This is a genomic window from Candidatus Pantoea multigeneris (genome assembly GCF_011752615.1).
Classification (GTDB): Bacteria; Pseudomonadota; Gammaproteobacteria; order Enterobacterales; family Enterobacteriaceae; genus Pantoea; species Pantoea multigeneris.
Genome location: NZ_VWXF01000006.1, coordinates 221,847 through 240,272, shown reverse-complemented (window position 1 = coordinate 240,272; position 18,426 = coordinate 221,847). Strand labels below are relative to the sequence as shown.

Annotated in this window: 21 protein-coding genes; 11 read left to right on the top strand and 10 right to left on the bottom strand. The window is 50.6% G+C overall.

The window, feature by feature from the left end; genetic code table 11:
- Positions 1 to 4: 4 nt before the first annotated feature.
- The 5 genes from F3J40_RS15660 to F3J40_RS15640 all read left to right on the top strand — a co-directional run bounded on the left by F3J40_RS15660 (position 5) and on the right by F3J40_RS15640 (position 5,300).
- Positions 5 to 439 carry an arsenate reductase/protein-tyrosine-phosphatase family protein gene (locus F3J40_RS15660; protein ID WP_017346841.1) on the top strand — a complete coding sequence of 145 codons (435 nt, stop codon included), beginning with the start codon at positions 5 to 7 and terminating at the stop codon, positions 437 to 439.
- A 50-nt stretch (positions 440 to 489) separates the two neighbouring features.
- Positions 490 to 1,206: an EAL domain-containing protein gene (locus F3J40_RS15655; RefSeq protein WP_167016029.1), complete on the top strand. Its 717-nt coding sequence runs from the start codon at positions 490 to 492 to the stop codon at positions 1,204 to 1,206.
- A gap of 98 nt (positions 1,207 to 1,304) precedes the next feature.
- Positions 1,305 to 2,702, top strand: a complete 1,398-nt coding sequence (gene wcaJ / locus F3J40_RS15650) for an undecaprenyl-phosphate glucose phosphotransferase (RefSeq protein WP_167016027.1) — start codon at positions 1,305 to 1,307, stop codon at positions 2,700 to 2,702.
- A 312-nt stretch (positions 2,703 to 3,014) separates the two neighbouring features.
- Entirely contained in the window at positions 3,015 to 4,481 is a 1,467-nt protein-coding gene (wbaP, locus tag F3J40_RS15645; RefSeq protein WP_167016025.1) for an undecaprenyl-phosphate galactose phosphotransferase WbaP, read from the top strand.
- A gap of 348 nt (positions 4,482 to 4,829) precedes the next feature.
- Positions 4,830 to 5,300, top strand: a complete 471-nt coding sequence (locus F3J40_RS15640; protein WP_167016022.1) for an RcnB family protein — start codon at positions 4,830 to 4,832, stop codon at positions 5,298 to 5,300.
- Between the two features lie 40 nt (positions 5,301 to 5,340).
- On the opposite strand, the gene F3J40_RS15635 is transcribed toward F3J40_RS15640, so the two are convergent.
- Positions 5,341 to 6,483 carry an iron-containing alcohol dehydrogenase gene (locus F3J40_RS15635; protein ID WP_167016020.1) on the bottom strand — a complete coding sequence of 381 codons (1,143 nt, stop codon included), beginning with the start codon at positions 6,481 to 6,483 and terminating at the stop codon, positions 5,341 to 5,343.
- Between the two features lie 187 nt (positions 6,484 to 6,670).
- The gene (locus F3J40_RS15630) at positions 6,671 to 6,916 is read right to left on the bottom strand and encodes a hypothetical protein (RefSeq protein WP_167016018.1); all 246 of its coding nucleotides are present in this window, start codon (positions 6,914 to 6,916) and stop codon (positions 6,671 to 6,673) included.
- A gap of 222 nt (positions 6,917 to 7,138) precedes the next feature.
- Here F3J40_RS15630 and F3J40_RS25350 point away from each other — a divergent pair, with 222 nt between their 5' ends.
- Positions 7,139 to 7,237: a small membrane protein YohP gene (locus F3J40_RS25350; RefSeq protein ID WP_444505524.1), complete on the top strand. Its 99-nt coding sequence runs from the start codon at positions 7,139 to 7,141 to the stop codon at positions 7,235 to 7,237.
- A 93-nt stretch (positions 7,238 to 7,330) separates the two neighbouring features.
- Here the strand turns inward: F3J40_RS25350 and F3J40_RS15625 are convergent, their stop codons facing one another.
- Positions 7,331 to 7,522: an ECs_2282 family putative zinc-binding protein gene (locus F3J40_RS15625; protein WP_205297381.1), complete on the bottom strand. Its 192-nt coding sequence runs from the start codon at positions 7,520 to 7,522 to the stop codon at positions 7,331 to 7,333.
- Between the two features lie 359 nt (positions 7,523 to 7,881).
- On the opposite strand from F3J40_RS15625, the gene pagP reads away from it, so the two are divergent.
- The 5 genes from pagP to tatE all read left to right on the top strand — a co-directional run bounded on the left by pagP (position 7,882) and on the right by tatE (position 10,475).
- On the top strand, positions 7,882 to 8,373 hold the full coding sequence (gene pagP / locus F3J40_RS15620) for a lipid IV(A) palmitoyltransferase PagP (protein ID WP_370659866.1): 492 nt from the start codon (positions 7,882 to 7,884) through the stop codon (positions 8,371 to 8,373).
- Positions 8,374 to 8,523: 150 nt separating this feature from the next.
- A complete protein-coding gene (gene cspE / locus F3J40_RS15615) occupies positions 8,524 to 8,733 on the top strand; it encodes a transcription antiterminator/RNA stability regulator CspE (protein WP_006118399.1) in 210 nt (69 codons plus the stop codon).
- 181 nt (positions 8,734 to 8,914) lie between these two features.
- Positions 8,915 to 9,364, top strand: a complete 450-nt coding sequence (locus F3J40_RS15610) for a GNAT family N-acetyltransferase (RefSeq protein ID WP_167016014.1) — start codon at positions 8,915 to 8,917, stop codon at positions 9,362 to 9,364.
- Entirely contained in the window at positions 9,361 to 10,152 is a 792-nt protein-coding gene (locus F3J40_RS15605; RefSeq protein WP_167016012.1) for a deaminated glutathione amidase, read from the top strand. The genes F3J40_RS15610 and F3J40_RS15605 overlap by 4 nt, the downstream gene beginning before the upstream one ends.
- A gap of 119 nt (positions 10,153 to 10,271) precedes the next feature.
- Positions 10,272 to 10,475: a twin-arginine translocase subunit TatE gene (gene tatE, locus F3J40_RS15600; protein WP_017346853.1), complete on the top strand. Its 204-nt coding sequence runs from the start codon at positions 10,272 to 10,274 to the stop codon at positions 10,473 to 10,475.
- Positions 10,476 to 10,613: 138 nt separating this feature from the next.
- Here the strand turns inward: tatE and lipA are convergent, their stop codons facing one another.
- From lipA to mrdA, 7 genes are all read right to left on the bottom strand, one after another.
- The gene (gene lipA / locus F3J40_RS15595; protein ID WP_017346854.1) at positions 10,614 to 11,579 is read right to left on the bottom strand and encodes a lipoyl synthase; all 966 of its coding nucleotides are present in this window, start codon (positions 11,577 to 11,579) and stop codon (positions 10,614 to 10,616) included.
- A 167-nt stretch (positions 11,580 to 11,746) separates the two neighbouring features.
- Entirely contained in the window at positions 11,747 to 12,400 is a 654-nt protein-coding gene (lipB, locus tag F3J40_RS15590; protein WP_167016010.1) for a lipoyl(octanoyl) transferase LipB, read from the bottom strand.
- Between the two features lie 82 nt (positions 12,401 to 12,482).
- On the bottom strand, positions 12,483 to 12,746 hold the full coding sequence (ybeD, locus tag F3J40_RS15585) for a DUF493 family protein YbeD (protein ID WP_017346856.1): 264 nt from the start codon (positions 12,744 to 12,746) through the stop codon (positions 12,483 to 12,485).
- Between the two features lie 102 nt (positions 12,747 to 12,848).
- On the bottom strand, positions 12,849 to 14,060 hold the full coding sequence (gene dacA / locus F3J40_RS15580) for a D-alanyl-D-alanine carboxypeptidase DacA (RefSeq protein WP_157060529.1): 1,212 nt from the start codon (positions 14,058 to 14,060) through the stop codon (positions 12,849 to 12,851).
- Between the two features lie 132 nt (positions 14,061 to 14,192).
- Positions 14,193 to 15,359: an endolytic peptidoglycan transglycosylase RlpA gene (gene rlpA / locus F3J40_RS15575; RefSeq protein ID WP_167016008.1), complete on the bottom strand. Its 1,167-nt coding sequence runs from the start codon at positions 15,357 to 15,359 to the stop codon at positions 14,193 to 14,195.
- Positions 15,360 to 15,369: 10 nt separating this feature from the next.
- Positions 15,370 to 16,482, bottom strand: coding sequence for a peptidoglycan glycosyltransferase MrdB (gene mrdB / locus F3J40_RS15570; RefSeq protein WP_167016182.1), 1,113 nt, complete (start codon positions 16,480 to 16,482; stop codon positions 15,370 to 15,372).
- An 8-nt stretch (positions 16,483 to 16,490) separates the two neighbouring features.
- Complete coding sequence (mrdA, locus tag F3J40_RS15565) at positions 16,491 to 18,395, bottom strand: peptidoglycan DD-transpeptidase MrdA (RefSeq protein ID WP_167016006.1); 1,905 nt, start codon at positions 18,393 to 18,395, stop codon at positions 16,491 to 16,493.
- Positions 18,396 to 18,426 lie beyond the last annotated feature (31 nt).

The following is an 18,426-nucleotide window of genomic DNA, read 5'->3' as shown; positions in this document are numbered from 1 at the left end:
TGCTATGTTTAATTCAATACTTGTTATTTGTACCGCAAATATCTGCCGTTCACCGCTGGCAGAGCGTATTTTGCGTCGTGAATTTCCGGATAAAAAAATTGACTCCGCTGGGATTATGGCGCTGGTGAATAAGCCCGCCGATGAAGGAGCCATTGCGATTGCCAGTCAGCATGGCCTTTCCCTTGAAGGTCACCGTGCCAGACAGTTCACACCGCATCTGGGGCTGCGCTATGAACTGATTCTGGCCATGGAAAAGCAGCATTTACAGCACATCAGTCGTATGGCTCCCGAAGTGAGCGGTAAGAGTATGTTGCTTGGCTATTGGCTGGATCAACGGGAAGTCATGGACCCCTTCCGCCGGGGTGATGATGCTTTTGCGCGTAGTTACGATCTCATTAATCTCGCTTGTCAGAAATGGGTAGCACAGATTAATCGTTAATTTAAAATTCGCATTATTACTGCTTGCTTATTCAAATGTTGGGGTGGGACATGGGAAGTTTTCTTGCCGACAATATGGGAAGGAAGTTTATTCTTGAGCCTATAGTGTCTCAGCAGCTAAAAGTGATTGGGTTTGAGCTTTTATCCCGATTTTATAATCAAGAAGCCAAACCTTATAACACGATAATGATGGTGAGAAATCTTTCCTCGGAAGGCAAGAGACAATTGCTTTATGAGCAATTAAAGACAGTCTCGAGCATTATTGATGTTCTGGAAGAAAATAATCTTTTCGTTAGCATTAATGTTGATGATGAAATGATTAAAATTCTCCATTCAGATCTTCAGCTGAACTGGATGTTTACCATGTCTAAAGTTATCAGACTGGAAGTTTCTGAAGAAATCGATCTTACTCAAAATTTAACCACGCTCTCTCATATGCGTGACTTAAAAGAGAAGGGCGTTTCATTCTTTCTCGACGATCTTGGCAATGGTTTTGCAAATCTTGATGCGCTGCATACAGGTATTTTTGATGCAGCTAAAATAGATAAAAACTTTTTCTGGCAGCAAAAAAATAAGCTGATGTTTCCGGTCATAATAAAGAATATAAAAAAACTTTGCGAGAACCTCATTATTGAAGGTGTCGAAAATGATGAGGATATGAAATCACTGTCATCAGTTTCTGTTTATGGCATGCAGGGATATCATTTTAATTCTATCGCCGTTGAAGACATTAAATCTTATGTTACCAATGCTAAATCCTGCCATTAATCTATTTTTTGTTCATCAAGGGAATATCATGGGCTTTGCTCATCCATCGGTTTTTATTCTGGGTAATAATTATTCAGAATCATTGAGGTGAACTTTCAATGACCATATTACAATATTCAGCAAACCTAAAGCATAACATTCCCGTTATTGCCATAGTACAAAGGATATCTGATATCCTGATCATGATCGTTGGATTTTATCTCGGCTGTGTATTGAATGATACCAACTTCAGTAACGCCGTGATGGTGATCTTTATGCTCAGCCTGCTGATTTTTCAGACTGTAGGCGGGATAGCGGATCTCTACCGATCCTGGCGAGGGATGAAAATTACCGACGAGCTGTTCTCGTTGCTGAGAAACTGGACCATTAGCCTGGCGATTACGTGGGGGGTGACGTTTGCTTTCCCGCTGCTGCATCTCTCTTTCCAGGTGATTATTCACTGGTATCTTGCGGCTGCTGGCTTGTTTATCGTATCACGCATGGGTATTCGCGTCGCATCGGGTATTTTACGCCGCTACGGTTATAACACACGCAACGTGTGTGTCGCGGGGAATATGCCTGCGGGAATTTCATTGTTGCATAGCTTCCAACAGTCACCCTGGCTCGGCTTTGTCGTTAAGGGTATTTATGATGACAACGTGCCCACTGAAGCAAATGGAATCAACTATGCCGGGTCACTGGAAGAGCTGGTGAATGATGCCAGAGAAGGGAAGTTAGACAGAATCTATATAGCGATGAACATGAAGGATGAAGCAATCATAAGTGAGCTCGTTAAGCAGTTAACCGATACAACCTGCTCAGTTTTGCTTGTTCCCGATATCTTTACCTTTAATATCCTTCAATCACGTACCGAAGAAATTAATGGCGTTCCGGTTGTTCCTTTAGTTGATACACCTTTTAACGGCATTAATGGCATATTTAAGCGACTGGAAGATATTATTGTTTCCTTGTGCGTATTGACCCTGATTTCTCCGGTGCTGTTAGTCATTGCCTGTGCCATTAAGATCACCTCTCCGGGGCCAGTGATCTTCCGTCAAACGCGTTATGGTATGGATGGTAAGCCGATCACGGTATGGAAGTTCCGTTCGATGACCGTGATGGAAAACGCAGATGTTGTTACTCAGGCGACCAAAAATGATACCCGGGTGACGCGAATTGGAAAATTTTTACGCCGCACATCTCTGGATGAGTTGCCGCAGTTCTTTAATGTCCTGTTTGGTCAGATGTCAGTGGTGGGGCCACGTCCTCATGCCGTTTCGCATAATGAGCAATATCGCTTCCTGATTGAAGGCTATATGTTGCGCCATAAAGTGAAACCGGGTATCACTGGCCTGGCCCAGATTAATGGCTGGCGCGGTGAGACCGATACACTGGAAAAAATGCAGAAGCGCATTGAATTCGACCTGGAATATATTCGTATCTGGAGTGTATGGGTTGATCTGCACATTATATTTTTGACTATCTTTAAAGGCTTTGTTCATAAATCAGCTTATTGATAGCCTGCTACAGTGGGGGATCCCCCACTGAGTGGTAAAAGATAATTAACCCATAACTAATCCTGCATAACGCAATGCATTCTTTTTAGGGTGCTCTGCGTTAACTATCTAAGGCCGTGTTGTTTTATCAAATTGTATATATTTGTCATATCTTAAAATTTGGATACTTTGGTAGCACTATTCATTTTAATGACCTGGGTTTGATGAAATTTAAAATCGCCTAAAAACCACATAAAGGCTTCATTGCTTTAAGGATGAAGCATAATGATTCTGGAGAGTACTTTCTCCTCACTTAAATATGAGAACAGGTTTATGGCTAGCTCTATGGTGATAAATACTGTAAGCCGCTCCTGGCGCGGGTTGCGAAAGTATCTTTTAGTAAAGGTTGCACTGGGTTTCTCAGATCTGATTGCTCTTAACCTGGCACTATTCTTGTCTGCCACAACTATCAAAATGTTTTGGGGTAATATTGATAGTTTTATTCCTCCCTATCAAATTGGTTATCGCTATTCCGCTCAGTTTATTCTTTCAGTGATTTGTACCGCCTGGTTCTGGATCAGAATGCGCCACTATACCTATCGCAAGCCGTTCTGGTTTGAGCTGAAAGAAGTGGTGAAAACACTGGTGGTGTTCTCGCTGTTAGATCTCGCGCTGATCGCATTTTCGAAATGGAACTTCTCCCGTACGGTCTGGATATTCACATGGACCTATGCATTACTGCTGCTGCCATTAATGCGGGCTGGTGTGAAACATCTTATTAATAAGAGTGGTCACTGGAAAAAAGATACCTATATCATCGGCTCGGGAAAAAATGCCAGGGAAGCCTGGGCCGCACTGCAAAGCGAAGAGGTGCTCGGTTATGAAGTGCGGGCGTTTATTTCGGTTGATGATACGCTTATCGAAGAGAGTGTGGGCAACATTCCGGTGGTGTGTTGGAAAGACATTAACTGGAATACAATAGACCGGGATAATACCCAGTTTGTAGTGGCACTGGAATTTGAACAGCACGCCGCACGTGATAACTGCTTGAAATCCCTGGCCAAAATGAAATGCCGTTCGGTTTCGGTGATCCCTACGCTGCGTGGTGTTCCACTGTACGGTACTGATATGTCGTTTATTTTCAGCCATGAAGTGATGATTTTGCGGGTGCAGAATAACCTGGCCAAGATCTCTTCTCGTTTCATGAAGCGCACTTTCGATATTGTGGTGGCTTCTATGCTGTTGGTACTGCTGGCCCCGGTGTTTGCCCTGCTCTGTTACATGGTTAAGCGTGACGGCGGCACTGCCATTTACGGTCATGAGCGTATAGGTTTGAATGGCAAGAAATTTAAGTGCCTGAAGTTACGCTCAATGGTGACGAACTCGCAAGAAGTCCTGGCGCGGTTACTGGCCATGAACCCGGAAGCCCGTGCCGAGTGGGATCGTGATTTTAAACTCAAAAATGATCCACGCATCACCGCCATTGGCGGCTTCTTACGCAAAACCAGCCTTGATGAGTTGCCTCAGCTATGGAATGTGATTTGTGGTGAAATGAGCCTGGTGGGACCACGCCCCGTGGTTGAAGCGGAACTGGAACGTTACGCCGGTGATGTGGACTACTACTTAATGGCTAAGCCAGGGATGACCGGTTTATGGCAGGTGAGTGGCCGTAATGATATCGACTACGATACTCGCGTCTATTTCGACTCCTGGTACGTGAAAAACTGGGCACTGTGGACTGATATCGCCATTCTGTTTAAGACGATTGGCGTAGTGACTCGCCGCAACGGCGCTTACTGATCTCAACAGGTCTGCTCAGCTATCTTTTAACGGTAAACCGGTGGTGAAAATGATATTGTTGCTGCGCAATGCTAGTGATGTGGCGTTGCGTGCTTCAGTTACCCTCTGTTTTGTCAGGGTTTACCGTATAACTGGTATGGCGATTTTGTCACCCGACCTCTGGTCGGGTTTTTCTTTTTTAGGGCCAAAGTATTTCATATTATTTTCATTTGTCAGGAATCCGATCGAATAGCGTAATTGTGCGTAATTCCACACATTTTAGGAGTTTTGGAAGTGCTATTCAGGCCATATATAATCAATAGTGATGACGTCGACGCGGTAATGTCGATCTATTGAGAGGTACACACCATGAAAAAAATGACTTCAAGCCTGTTGGCTTCACTTATTGCATGCAGCACACTCTTTTCAGCAGTTTCCTGGGCAGATGGCCCTGGAGGCGGCGACCAACAATGGCAACATGGCGGCGGCGAGCAGCATCAGGATCGCGGTCATGGTGATCAAGGCGGGCGTGGCCCAGGCGGCGGCGATCGTGGTCATGGTGGTGGACAGCAAGAGTTCCATCGTGGCGGCCCTGGTCCACAAGCTAACCGTGGCGGCCCGGATCGCGATCATTTCGCCTGGCGCGGTCACGACTTCCGTCGCGGTCATGAAGTTCCACCTGACTTCCGTGGCCCGCGTTACCGCGTAGACTGGCGTGAGCATCATTTGCCAGAACCACCGCGTGGAGAGCAGTGGAGCTACATCGACGGTAACTACGTCTTGATTGCGGCGGCAACCGGTGTGATCACCTCCCTGATCCTCAACGGTGCTTTTAACTAATGCTGCTAGCGGGTGGTAAACCCACCCGCTGTGATTCCTTTCAGTCAGGCCATCCGGTGACTAACATCTGTTTCATCTCTTCATAGCCATATTCGCGCAGTGAATTTTTACTGTTGGCGCGCTGTAGTACCCACTCTTTCTCCTCTTCACTCAAATGTGGACCCCCTTGCCAGAAAGCCACGATCGCCTGCTGCTGGAGCCAGTCGTGCAGTGCCAGTGCAGGATTCAGCGCCGAACGACCAAAAAGCTGCGAGTAGAGTTCCTGCATCAGTTGCTGCTGCTCCGGGTGTTCACTCTGAGCGAGTTGTTGCAGGAAGGGGAACAGTAAGCGGCCGCAGACCTCTCCGTGGTGAAAAGGCTTAATCGCGCCCAGCTCACCGGCAATACCATGAATAACGCCTAATCCTGCGCTGCTGAGGCTGACACCGCCCAACCATGAAGCCATCATCATTGCCTCTCTTGCGGCGTCACCCGCGTCATCCATGCGATTGAGTGCGGGCCATGCCCGGATAAACTGCTGCATGCCGCTGATGGCAAGCTGGCGAGTGAAAAAGTTACCTTTCTTCGACAGGTAAGCTTCGAAAAGATGGGTGAAGGCATCAATAGCACAACTGGCTAGCACCGTATCGGGTGTGCCTCGGAGAAGATCGGGGTCAAGAATGGCTACGCTGGGAACGAACAGCGGGTGCCGTAGTGACGCTTTGACCTGAATCTCTTGCTGATCGGTGACGACGGCATTCTGTGTAACTTCGCTTCCGGTGCCTGCCGTCGTGGGGACCGCAATCAATGGCAGCGTAAGCGCCTCAACGGCAGTATCCCCCACTTTTTCCAGATAGCGCGCCACTGGCAGTGGGTGTTGCATCATCGCACTGAACGCCTTTGCAGCATCAATAACGCTGCCACCGCCAATCGCCACCACTCGCTTAACCTGACCGCGCCAGCGTGCCACCCAGCCGTCAATATCGGCAGGGGAGGCCTCGTGGCTGACAATCTCATACGCCAGAATGTGGGTGCTGAGCGTCTCTTTCATCTCTGCGTAGTGTGCGCTGCGTAGAAAGGAATGGCCGCAAAATAACAGGGTAGGCTGTGGTTCAGCCGCCAACAGCGGTAGCAGTTTTTGCAAACTGCCACGGCCAAACAGGGTGCGTTGATTGTTATACAGCTCACTGACCGGGTTATTCACGATCCTGTTCCTCGGGTTGGGTGGAGAGATAGCGCTAAGCGTTGTCGCAGACGTTACGATGAAAACAGGCAGAACGCGCGGCTTAACGGCGAAAGATGTCTCGCATCCTGAGGGGAAACCGCGGTGACGGCAAGTGATGATTACAGGCAGGAAAAGGGCCACATCGCGTGGCCCAACAGGAAAATGATCAATGGGGCTGTTCGAAACCGGCTTTAACCATCTGTTCGCGCAGTTCCAGCGTGATATGGCGATTGCCCCCAGTGACAGGGAAGATCACGTTGTTGATAACGTCATCAAGGTAGTGTTCTTCAAAATCCTGCATGGTCAGTTGGGTACCGCCTTCGTCGTTGATCGCGATTGAACCTTTAATCCGATCACCTTTATTCTTCGCCTTCAGGCAATAGCGGCCCATACTGGTATTGATTGTACTCATATGACCTCCTTATTAGGCACAATGAATTAGCTTCAAGTGACGCTCAACTTTCGGCGCTTAAAGTTTAGACAGCTCTGAACGGCAAAACGTAACGCTATCGCCGAGTAAATCCATTTCTTGCGACCTTCCTCGCAGAATAAAATTCGGCTACGTAAACCCACTGTCGGGAAAAGCAGAGTTGTTCATCTGTCCTATACTGATGATTAGTGACTCTTTTTATTGATGCAGGAGCGTGTTATGAAAATTATTCTCTGGATCATTGCGATCATTTTTATCGTGGGACTTTTGACCATCACGGGCGTGTTTAAGCTTATTTTCTGATCCTGGCAAATATGCAAAGGGTATCTGCTACAGGTTTCAGCCCCATAAGTCATCTTTGTCGTTTTATGGGGTTTGTTGTCACTGTAACGCCTCTCATCGTTCCAGATCCCACTGCTGCCACAAGCTTTCCTTCAGCGGATGACGATCGGTCTGCGGTAACAGATCCTGAGCATTCAGGGCTTTACCACAGCGCGCGCATTTAGCGCCGTGATCGTGAATCCCTTTTCCCTCAAGTGAAGTAAACGTAAATTTCTTACTGCCGCATTCACGGCATCGGATTTTCATGACCACAGCTGTTTCGCCTCCCGCGATAGATACCACCTCAGACTTTAGCAAATCGCCCACAATAGTTAAATATATCTAATCATTTGTGGCGCAATTTTTTCATCGCCACAGGGGTGTGACTGGATAATTGACGGTGCTGATAATTCATGGCTGGAAGTATAAATTCCGGTTAAGTTTCAAAAATTGACCGGAATCAAGAACTGGCTGGATTGTGCTGTACCTGGGGGGAGTAGCCCTGACTTTTGATCAATTACAGCACGGTCCTGGCGTTTTTTTTCGCCTGTTATTTAGACTCAACCCCCTGATTTTTCATGGGGAGTGCTCCAGTGAAGGCACTGTGTTTTGCAACTTGTTTGCTTATGAGTAGTTTGCCGCTGTGGGCAAGTACGGAAAATCCAGACTTTCCCGCAGAGATTACCAGCCAATGGCGACCTGATATCTACATTCCGGTTACGATCTGGCACAACCGCCTGACGTGGGATCGTGCCCACATTGTGAGCTACAACGAACGGCCGGGTGGTGCAGGGGTAGGCGTCTCACGGATTAACCCCAAAGGGAACTGGGAAGGCTGGTACGGGATGATCTTTCGTGACTCATTTAGTCGCTGGGAGCCCATCGTGGGTTACGGCTGGGAGGCACGTTGGTCACTGCTTGATAACACACCATTGAGTGTGGGAGCGGGCTTTACGGCGGGGATTACCGCGCGGGATAATTACAATTATATCCCGCTACCCTTGGTTTTACCGCTAGCCTCTATCAGCTATGGCCCTCTTAGCGCACAAATGACTTATATTCCAGGGGGTTATAACAGTGGGAATGTATTATTTGCCTGGGCAAGATGGCATTTCTGAGCCGGTTTCAGCGTTGAAAATTGTCAGCATGTGAAAAAAAATCGATATTTATCACTTTTCCATCAAATCGGACTGGACAAATGTCACGGCAATTGCTGTACTAGACGGCGACACAGTTTAGTGTCCATTTTTCATGTAAAGGTAATATAGATGTCTAAGATCAAAGGTAACGTTAAGTGGTTTAATGAATCTAAAGGATTCGGTTTCATTACTCCTGAAGATGGAAGCAAAGATGTGTTCGTACACTTCTCAGCTATCCAGAGCAACGGTTTCAAAACTCTGGCTGAAGGTCAGCGTGTAGAGTTCGAAATCACTGACGGCGCTAAAGGCCCATCAGCTGCTAACGTTATCAGCCTGTAATTTAACAGACTGAATTTTAAAAACCCGCCTGATGGCGGGTTTTTTTTTTGCCTGAAATCCAGCCTGATTGCTGCGGCGATCACAAAACCACCTGTAACACATTAATAACCTGCTGCTCTTGCAGATTTTTTCATGCCAACGCTATATAAAAGAGGATGCACAGCGCCACTGAGGAGTAAGCATGAATATACGTCAGGCACAGGCGAAAGACAGCTTCGCATTAGCCGCGCTGCTCGCAGAGTTGGGCTATGGGGGAACAGAGGCGTTTATTGACAAACGTCTGGCTGAGTTGATTCGCGATCCCAATGAAATTTTGCTGGTTGCTGAACATGGCACCCAGGTGATGGGGTTTCTCTCACTTCATTTTATTCCACAGTTGGCACTGGTCGGTGATTTTGCCCGTATCAGCTATTTTTGTGTGGCGGAAGGGGAGCGCAGTAAAGGAAGCGGCCAGCAGTTGCTGAATTATGCCGAAAAACTGGCTACCCAGCGCGGCTGTGACCGCATGGAAGTGCACTGCCATAGCTCACGCCTCAAAGCGAACCAGTTTTATCAACGTGAAGGGTATACAGAATCACCCTGCTACCATGTTAAAGATCTGACCCTCCCGATGAAAGGACGCCTGTCATGAAAGTGGCTTTAGGGCAGTTTGCCGTTGACCGTGACTGGCAGAACAACGTGCAAACCTGTGTGGATTTGATGCAGCGCGCAGCAGAGCAGCATGCGCATTTGCTGGTACTGCCTGAAGCGGTACTGGCACGGGACAACAGTGACCCCGGTTGGGGGCTACACTGCGCTCAGCCACTTGATGGCCCGTTTGTGACGCAGTTGCTTCGAGCCAGCCAGGGAACGACATTGACCACGGTCTTGACCTTCCTGACGCCGGGAAGCGAACACAAAGCATTGAATGCGTTGATAGCGATTCGCAACGGCGAGATCGTCGCGCGTTACGATAAACTGCATCTCTATGATGCCTTCGCAATGCAGGAGTCGCAGCGAGTGATTGCGGGGAACGAGATCCCGGCACTGCTGGAGATCGACGGCATGAAAGTAGGGCTGATGACCTGCTATGACGTCCGCTTCCCCGATCTGGCGCGTCGTTTGGCCTGTGATGGGGCTGAGGTACTGGTGCTGCCTGCCGCGTGGGTGCGTGGGCCACTGAAAGAGCATCATTGGGAGTTACTCACCACGGCCCGTGCGCTGGAGAACACCTGTTATATGGTCGCAGTGGGTGAATGTGGGCCACGGAACTGTGCGAACAGTCTGGTGATTGACCCGCTGGGCGTCGCCATTGTGAAAGCCGGCGAGGCACCGGCACTGTTGTTTGCTGAATTAGCACCAGAACGGGTGAGGCAGGCGAGAGAAGCGTTACCGGTACTGGAGAATAATCGCTTTGCGCCACCCCAGCTTAAGGCCTGATTTTTTTACGGGCTTTATCACTAAATGTTCTTAAACTGTTACAGATAGTACTTGAGCCTGAAGCCAAAGTGCGCGTAAATATCCTTGTTCGTTTTATCTTGAGATTGAAAGGTTAATTTATGGAAGGTATCAGTATTGCCAAACTGCTGATCGTCGGTGCGCTCATCGTGCTGCTGTTCGGTACCAACAAGTTACGCTCACTGGGTGGTGATCTGGGATCGGCTATCAAGGGCTTCAAGAAAGCCATGAAAGATGAAGAACCCGCTGTAGCGAAAACCACTGCGGAAGAAGTTCCGGCAGATCGCGTAACGCACAAAGAGTAATGTTATATTTTGCTCAGTAATCTGTGAGCAAATGTGACATAAAAGTAAAGCCAGGCAGATATCGAAGTGGTGACACTTCATAACTGCCTGGCTTTATTATTTGTGCCTGAGTGGGTAGCAGAGCCACCCGCCAGAGGATTATTTCACTTCCAGACCCTGCGCCTGCATATCGGCATGGTAGGAAGAGCGAACAAACGGGCCACATGCAGCATGGGTGAAGCCCATGGCCAGCGCCTCTTCTTTCATCTCTTCGAACTCCGCCGGGCTGACATAACGCTGCACCGGCAGGTGGTGGCGGCTTGGCTGTAAATACTGGCCCAGCGTCAGCATGGTCACGCCGTGGCGGCGCAGATCACGCATCACTTCCACGATCTCGGCGTTGGTTTCACCCAATCCGACCATTAAGCCTGACTTGGTTGGGATATCCGGATGGGCTTCTTTAAAGCGCTCCAGTAATTTCAGCGACCACTCATAGTTGGCACCAGGACGAACCTGACGGTAGACGCGGGGTACGTTTTCAAGGTTATGGTTGAATACGTCCGGTGGTGTAGCAGTCAGAATATCCAGTGCCCGATCCATACGGCCACGGAAGTCTGGCACCAGTGTTTCAATCTTAATGCGTGGGCTTTTCTCACGAATGGCCTCAATGCAGTCTGCGAAGTGCTGTGCACCGCCATCTCGCAGGTCATCGCGGTCAACAGAGGTGATCACCACGTAACGCAGCGCCATATCAGCGATGGTCTGCGCCAGTTTGACGGGCTCGTTGGCATCAGGGGTATTTGGGCGACCGTGGGCCACATCGCAGAACGGGCAACGACGGGTACAGATGGCCCCCAAAATCATAAAGGTGGCGGTACCGTGGTTAAAGCACTCTGCGAGGTTAGGGCAGGAAGCCTCTTCACAGACCGAGTGCAGGCCATTTTTGCGCATCGCCGCTTTAATACCCTGAATACGGCTGGAGTCGGCAGGAAGTTTAATTTTCATCCATGACGGCTTGCGGAGGATCTCTTCGCGTTCCGTCACCACGGTTTTCACCGGGATAAGCGCCATTTTATCTGCGTCACGATATTTGACGCCGCGTTCCATCTGAATTGGTTTACTCATAAATCTGCAGCTTCCGGTCGGATTGCGTTTTAAAAGCGTCCTCACTCAGGCCTGGGACGAGACTTTCAACTTTTTTTGAAATTATCGAAAATTATATCATCTCGCCTGCCTGCGTGCAGCCACCATAGTACGTGTAAGGTTACAATTTTGTAAACAAGCACACCAGGTTAAGGGAGATCATTTCCGGGCAGCCACACCACATTTTGATAGTTCAGGTGCTGGGCGAAATGTTTGACCAGTAACGGCTGAACATCACTTAGCGTGACCGCCGGGACAAACTGTTTGAGCTGAGTCATTTGCAAACCGGCGTAGCCGCAAGGGTTGATGCGTAAAAACGGTGCCAGGTCCATGTTGACATTCAGCGCGAGGCCGTGGAAAGAGCAGCCCTTACGGATGCGTAATCCCAGCGAACAAATTTTATCATCACCGACATACACGCCTGGCGCATCAGGGCGGGCACGAGCGTCAACCGAAAACTCGGCCAACACCTTCACGACCGTCTCTTCCAGTGCCGTTACTAACTCACGCACGCCGGTTTTTTGTCGACGAATATCTATCAACACATACATCACTTGCTGTCCAGGCCCGTGATAAGTGACCTGACCGCCGCGATCGCTTTGCACCACGGGAATATCGCCAGGCATCAATAGATGCTCAGCTTTACCGGCCTGGCCTTGGGTAAATACCGCAGGGTGTTCAACCAGCCACACTTCATCCTGGCTGTGTTCATCACGCTTGTCGGTATAGAGGTGCATGGCTTCTGAAACGGTTTGCCAGTCGCGCAGGCCTGGCTGTCGGATGAAGAGCGTATCGGCAGACAAAGGGGAGGTCCGGTTGCAGGGAAAACAGCAGTATAACGCTGGCAAAGGGGATGACCAACCCCCCAAATTTGCCAGCCAGTGCTTACAGAACCATGCGCACGATATCAATTTTACCCAGTTCTTCGTACAGCGTTTCAATCTGCTCTACGTGGGTCGCGGTGATCACAATGGATACTGAGTGGTAGTTGCCTTTGCTGCTTGGCTTCACTTCTGGGGTGTAGTCACCCGGTGCGTGACGCTGCACCACTTCAACCACTTGATCAACCAGCTCTGGTTTTGCCAGTCCCATCACTTTAAAGGGAAACGTGGTTGGGAATTCGAGCAGTTCATTCAGTTTGGTTTTCATATTCACTCCGGTGCAAAAAAACAGACTCCCGCCGCAGCGGGAGCAATCGTAATAATAACGTATATTGGGCTACTGTGGCGATTTTTCAATCGCCGACAGTGATTAACCGAACCAGTGGTGGAACATCAGCTTGATGTAGTCCACGATGCGGCCAAAGAAGCCACCTTCTGGTACTTCGTTTAACACCACCAGCGGGCGCTGATCGATGGTTTTTCCGTCCAGTTGGAAGTTGATGCTACCGACCACCTGGTTTTTCTGCAATGGTGCATGCAGTTCAGTATTGGTCAGCACATAGCTGGCCTTCAGGTCTTTCATACGGCCACGAGGGATGGTCAGCCAGGCATCTTTATCAACCCCTAACTGTACGCGGTCCGTGGTGCCGAACCAGACTGGCTCAGAGGCAAACTCTTTACCCGCTTTGAGCGGCGCGACACTTTCAAAGAAGCGGAAGCCCCAGGTCAGCAGCTTTTTACTTTCCGTTTCACGGCCTTTATAGGTATGGCCGCCCATCACAGCAGAGATCAGGCGCATCTGGCCATCGGTTGCTGAAGCCACCAGGTTATAACCTGCGGCATCCGTGTGGCCGGTTTTGATGCCATCGACATTCAGGCTGCTATCCCACAGTAAACCGTTACGGTTCATCTGGCGGATATTGTTGAACGTGAATTCTTTTTCTTTATAGACCGAGTATTCATCAGGTACATCACGGATCAGAGCCTGACCGATCAGTGCCATGTCACGAGCAGAGCTGTACTGACCCTCGGCATCCAGGCCATGAACCGTCTGGAAATGCGTGTTTTGTAAGCCCAGTGCCTTGACGTAGTTGTTCATCAAGCCAACGAAAGAGTCCTGGCTACCGGCAACGTAATCCGCCATCGCAACACAGGCATCGTTACCGGATTGCAGCACAATGCCGCGAGTCAGCTGGGAAACCGGGACGCGATCGCCAGGTTTCAGGAACATCAGCGACGAGCCTTTGAATACCGGATTGCCGGTCGCCCAGGCGTCTTTACCTACGGTGACAATGTCATCGTTACGGATTTTACCGGCTTTTACCGCCTGACCGATGACATAGCTGGTCATCATTTTGGTCAGGCTGGCAGGATCGCGGCGTGCATCGGCATTTTTCTCTGCCAGCACTTTGCCTGAATTGTAATCAATCAGAACATAGGCTTCTGCATCGATATCCGGCACGCCAGGAATCATGGTGTTGAGGTTAACGTTATCAGCAATAGCGACATGGCTGAAGGAGATAGCGATCAGTGAACCCACTGTCAGGCGTTTGAGGAAACGAGAGGTATTGAGTTTGATCATGTCTGGAATTACTGCATCCATCGGTAAAGTAAAAAAGTGGCGCCACTATAACAAATGCCTGTTTTAGCGACATCTGGCTTCGTTAACAATTGTTCAACGCATCATCAGTGATGATGCGTTTTCGCCTTATTCTTAATGTGCGGTGGTGATAAAGCCGTTCAACTGTGCTTCGCTGCTTAAACGCTGTTGCAGTGCGCTGGCCTGAGAACGCGAACTGTAACCGCCTAACTGGATGCGGAACACGCTGCCGTTCGCCTCAACCCGGCCCGGCACGCCAAAGCGTTTGCTCAGGCTTTGCATTAACTGATGAGCACGCGCAGAGTCATTCACCGCGCCAACCTGCACCACGTAACCACTCGCTGAACCTGATGATGCCACCGGTGCGCTTTGGCGTGGGGCTGCACTCACGACCGGCGCTGCAACCACCGCAGGCGCAGCAACGGCCGCAGGCTCAGGGGTGCTATCTTCCAGAACACCGCTGCGCAGCGGTTGCGGTGCGCCAAGGAAACCACCGCTTGGCACCGGAGCACCGAGGCTGCTTGACGGTTTTAAGGTTGAGTTATCGATCGCATCGACATTCTGGTCATCCGCCGCGGGCTGTGCCGCCGGTTGGGTCACCGCGCTGTTATCGCCACCGTTCATCAGGCCGCCTGTTGCGACAACACCGCCGGTTGGCATGCCACCGCCTGTTGTCATTCCGCCATCCAGGTCCGGACGAGCGGGCAGGGCATAGCTCTGTTTGGCGACGGTGGTGCCAATGGTGCCTGGCCCGGAGAGCGTGCCATCAGGCGCTACGCTGATGTAATCCACGCGGACACGGGTGTTATTGGAAATATTGAGGCGATCGCCCGCCGCGCGTGACAGATCGATAATACGCCCTGGCGTGTAAGGACCACGGTCATTGACGCGCACCACTAGCTGGCGTCCGTTGGCGAGGTTAGTCACACGCACATAAGAAGGCAGCGGCAGCGTGGGATGCGCTGCGGTGTAGGCATTGGGATCGAACGTTTCGCCGGTTGCCGTACGCGATCCCTGAGCTTCATCGCCATACCAGGTGGCAAGACCGACTTCACTGAAGTTCGCTGGATTCTTGACGATACGATAGTTCTTACCGTTAACACTGTAGTCCTGGTTGGTGGACGGGTTAACCGGTTCATACTTTGGATCAACGCCAGGGATCTCGACCACCGGGCCGCTGTAAGCCGGTTGTGGTGGTGCCGTCTGGGTTTGTTGCTCATCCGTTGCACAGCCCGCTAATACCAGTGAAATCAGTGCAACCCCTAGCCAGTCCTTACGCATGTGCAGCCTCTTAAACGCTTTTAGATAACATTTTTCTGTGAGTATGAATGGACATCACAATGCCAAATCCGGCCATGAGTACAATCAGTGCGGAGCCGCCGTAACTGACCAGCGGAAGCGGTACGCCAACCACCGGTAAGATACCACTAACCATGCCAATGTTAACGAAAACATAGACAAAGAAAATCAGCATTAATCCGCCAGCCATAACGCGGCCAAAAGTGGTCTGGGCTTTAGCTGCCATCATCAGGCCACGCATGATCAGCAGCAAGTAGAGCCCCAGCAGCAGCAGGACGCCCATTAATCCTAGCTCTTCCGCCAACACGGCGAAGATAAAGTCGGTGTGACGTTCCGGCAAGAACTCCAGCTGTGACTGTGTTCCGTGAAGCCAGCCTTTACCCCGCAGCCCGCCTGAGCCAATGGCGATTTTAGACTGGATAATGTGATAGCCCGCCCCGAGCGGATCGCTCTCTGGGTTGAGCAGCATCATCACCCTGTCGCGCTGGTAATCGTGCATCAGGAAGAACCACAATATCGGGATAAACGCCGCCACTAAGATCACGGCCACTGCGATCAGTCGCCAGCTCATCCCGGAAAGGAACAGCACGAACAGCCCCGAAGCGGCGATCAGAATCGAGGTGCCGAGATCGGGTTGTGCTGCCACCAGCAGGGTAGGCATGAAGATCAACACCAGCGCCAGCGCGGTGTTCTTCAGCGTCGGAGGGCAGACATCGCGGTTGATAAAGCGTGCCACCATCAGCGGGACCGCTATTTTGGCAATCTCCGATGGCTGGAAGCGTACAAAGCCGAGATCCAGCCAGCGCTGCGCCCCTTTACTGATTTGACCAAACGCATCAACGGCGACCAGTAGAATGACGCTAACGATGTAGAGATAGGGCGCCCAGCTTTCATAGACGCGGGGCGGTACCTGAGCCAGAACCAGCATCAGGATCATCCCCATTGCGATCTGACCGAGCTTACGCTCCATCATGCCTGGGTCCTGGCCGCTGGCGCTCCAGATAACGAAGGCACTGTAGGTCAGCAGGCTGATGATGATCAGCATAAATACCGGATCGACATGGATGCGCATCCAAATCGATCTTTTTTGCGGGCTGTCACTCATTGACATGGTCATTCACCTTCATAACCAGGCGGTGTCGGGGCTGCATCAGGCAGCACCGTGTTGTTATCGCCCAGCATTATATGGTCCAGAATCTGCCGCATTACTGTGCCGACCGCAGGGCCAGCGCCACCATTTTCAAGGATCATGGTGACAGCAACGCGAGGTTTATCAAATGGCGCAAACGCGGTCATCAGTTTGTGATCGCGCAGGCGCTCAGCAATTTTGTGCGCGTTATAGGTTTCGTTCTCTTTCAGACCAAAGACCTGGGCCGTACCGGATTTCGCGGCAATTTTATATGACGCATCCGAGAAGCTTTTACGCGCGGTCCCGTTCGGGCGGTTTGCCACACCATACATGCCGTCTTTGGCGATCTCCCAGAAACCTGAGTGGATTTCACCAATGTGGCTTTCAGGCGGTGCTGGCCATGGCACGATGGTGTTACCTTCACGGCTGGCGCGCAGCAGATGTGGCGTTTTGATCACCCCATCGTTAATCAGGATCATCATCGCTTTGTTCATCTGCAACGGCGTCGCCGTCCAGTAGCCTTGGCCGATCCCTACCGGAATGGTATCCCCTTGATACCACGGCTTTTTAAACCGTTTTAGCTTCCACTCGCGTGTTGGCATATTGCCCGCACTCTCTTGTGGTAGATCGATGCCGGTACGCTGGCCGTAGCCAAATTTGTTCATCCACTCCGACAGACGGTCAATGCCCATGTCATAGGCCACCTGGTAGAAGAAGGTATCCGCCGACTCCTCCAGTGACTTGGTGACGTTCAGACGGCCATGTCCCCATTTCTTCCAGTCGCGATAGCGTTTTTCAGAGCCAGGCAACTGCCACCAACCGGGATCGAACAATGACGTATTGCGGTTGATCACCCCGGCTGTTAATGCCGACACGGCCACATAAGGTTTCACCGTGGAAGCGGGTGGATAGGAGGCCTGAATTGCCCGGTTATACAGCGGGCGATTCTCATCGTTCAGCAACGCGCGATAATCTTTACCAGAAATTCCGTCAACAAACAGATTCGGATCGTAACTGGGTGTGGAGACCATGGCCAAAATTTCACCCGTACGCGGATCGCTGACCACCACCGCGGCACGGCTGCCTGCCAGCAGCGTTTCGATATACTGCTGTAATTTCAGATCGATAGTCAGATAGACATCCCGCCCGGCCTGCGGTGACTCTTCGTGCAGCTGACGAATCACCCGGCCACGGTTGTTGACCTCGACCTCTTCAAAGCCGGTTTTACCGTGCAGGGTGTCTTCGTAATAATTTTCGATACCCAGCTTGCCAATGTCATGCGTCGCGGCGTAGTTCGGCCATTTCCCTTCCTGGTCTAGCCGTGCGACATCGCGGTCGTTGATTTTCGATACGTAGCCCACCACGTGGGTCAGCGTGGTGCCGTAAGGGTAGTAACGTCGTTGGTAGCCTTTGACTTCAACGCCGGGGAAGCGGTATTGATTCACGGCGAAGCGCGCGACCTGAACATCATTCAGGCCGACTTTTACTGGAATGGAAGTAAAGCGGCGTGAACGTTTACGCTCTTTGTCAAAAGCGTCGAGGTCTTCATCAGTGAGGTCGAGCACCGGGCGCAGATCGGCCAGGGTCTGTTTGAGGTTGTCCACCTTTTCGGGCATCAGTTCTGCCTGATAGATGGTGCGATTTAACGCCAGCGGCGTGCCGTTGCGGTCATAGATAATGCCACGGCTGGGTGCAATCGGTACCAGCTTAATGCGGTTTTCATTGGATCGCGTGCTGTAATCGTCAAAGCGCAGGATTTGCAGGTGATAGAGGTTAAACACCAGCACAGAGGAAAGTAATAAAATACCGACAAAAGCGACCAAAGCTCGGCGGACAAAGAGCTTCTGTTCGGCACTGTAATCACGAAAATCGTTGCTTTGTAATTTCATCCGCGGCTTGTAGTGAGTGTGTGTGCCTTAT

Excerpts from the sequence above, each read along its gene's own strand:
- F3J40_RS15660 (WP_017346841.1), top strand. The coding sequence starts at position 5 with ATGTTTAATTCAATACTTGTTATTTGTACCGCAAATATCTGCCGTTCA.
- F3J40_RS15655 (WP_167016029.1), top strand. The coding sequence starts at position 490 with ATGGGAAGTTTTCTTGCCGACAATATGGGAAGGAAGTTTATTCTTGAG.
- wcaJ (WP_167016027.1), top strand. The coding sequence starts at position 1,305 with ATGACCATATTACAATATTCAGCAAACCTAAAGCATAACATTCCCGTT.
- wbaP (WP_167016025.1), top strand. The coding sequence starts at position 3,015 with ATGGCTAGCTCTATGGTGATAAATACTGTAAGCCGCTCCTGGCGCGGG.
- F3J40_RS15640 (WP_167016022.1), top strand. The coding sequence starts at position 4,830 with ATGAAAAAAATGACTTCAAGCCTGTTGGCTTCACTTATTGCATGCAGC.
- F3J40_RS15630 (WP_167016018.1), bottom strand. The coding sequence starts at position 6,916 with ATGAGTACAATCAATACCAGTATGGGCCGCTATTGCCTGAAGGCGAAG.
- F3J40_RS25350 (WP_444505524.1), top strand. The coding sequence starts at position 7,139 with ATGCAGGAGCGTGTTATGAAAATTATTCTCTGGATCATTGCGATCATT.
- F3J40_RS15625 (WP_205297381.1), bottom strand. The coding sequence starts at position 7,522 with ATGAAAATCCGATGCCGTGAATGCGGCAGTAAGAAATTTACGTTTACT.
- pagP (WP_370659866.1), top strand. The coding sequence starts at position 7,882 with ATGAGTAGTTTGCCGCTGTGGGCAAGTACGGAAAATCCAGACTTTCCC.
- cspE (WP_006118399.1), top strand. The coding sequence starts at position 8,524 with ATGTCTAAGATCAAAGGTAACGTTAAGTGGTTTAATGAATCTAAAGGA.
- F3J40_RS15610 (WP_167016014.1), top strand. The coding sequence starts at position 8,915 with ATGAATATACGTCAGGCACAGGCGAAAGACAGCTTCGCATTAGCCGCG.
- F3J40_RS15605 (WP_167016012.1), top strand. The coding sequence starts at position 9,361 with ATGAAAGTGGCTTTAGGGCAGTTTGCCGTTGACCGTGACTGGCAGAAC.
- tatE (WP_017346853.1), top strand. The coding sequence starts at position 10,272 with ATGGAAGGTATCAGTATTGCCAAACTGCTGATCGTCGGTGCGCTCATC.
- lipA (WP_017346854.1), bottom strand. The coding sequence starts at position 11,579 with ATGAGTAAACCAATTCAGATGGAACGCGGCGTCAAATATCGTGACGCA.
- ybeD (WP_017346856.1), bottom strand. The coding sequence starts at position 12,746 with ATGAAAACCAAACTGAATGAACTGCTCGAATTCCCAACCACGTTTCCC.
- dacA (WP_157060529.1), bottom strand. The coding sequence starts at position 14,060 with ATGATCAAACTCAATACCTCTCGTTTCCTCAAACGCCTGACAGTGGGT.
- rlpA (WP_167016008.1), bottom strand. The coding sequence starts at position 15,359 with ATGCGTAAGGACTGGCTAGGGGTTGCACTGATTTCACTGGTATTAGCG.
- mrdB (WP_167016182.1), bottom strand. The coding sequence starts at position 16,482 with ATGAGTGACAGCCCGCAAAAAAGATCGATTTGGATGCGCATCCATGTC.
- mrdA (WP_167016006.1), bottom strand. The coding sequence starts at position 18,395 with ATGAAATTACAAAGCAACGATTTTCGTGATTACAGTGCCGAACAGAAG.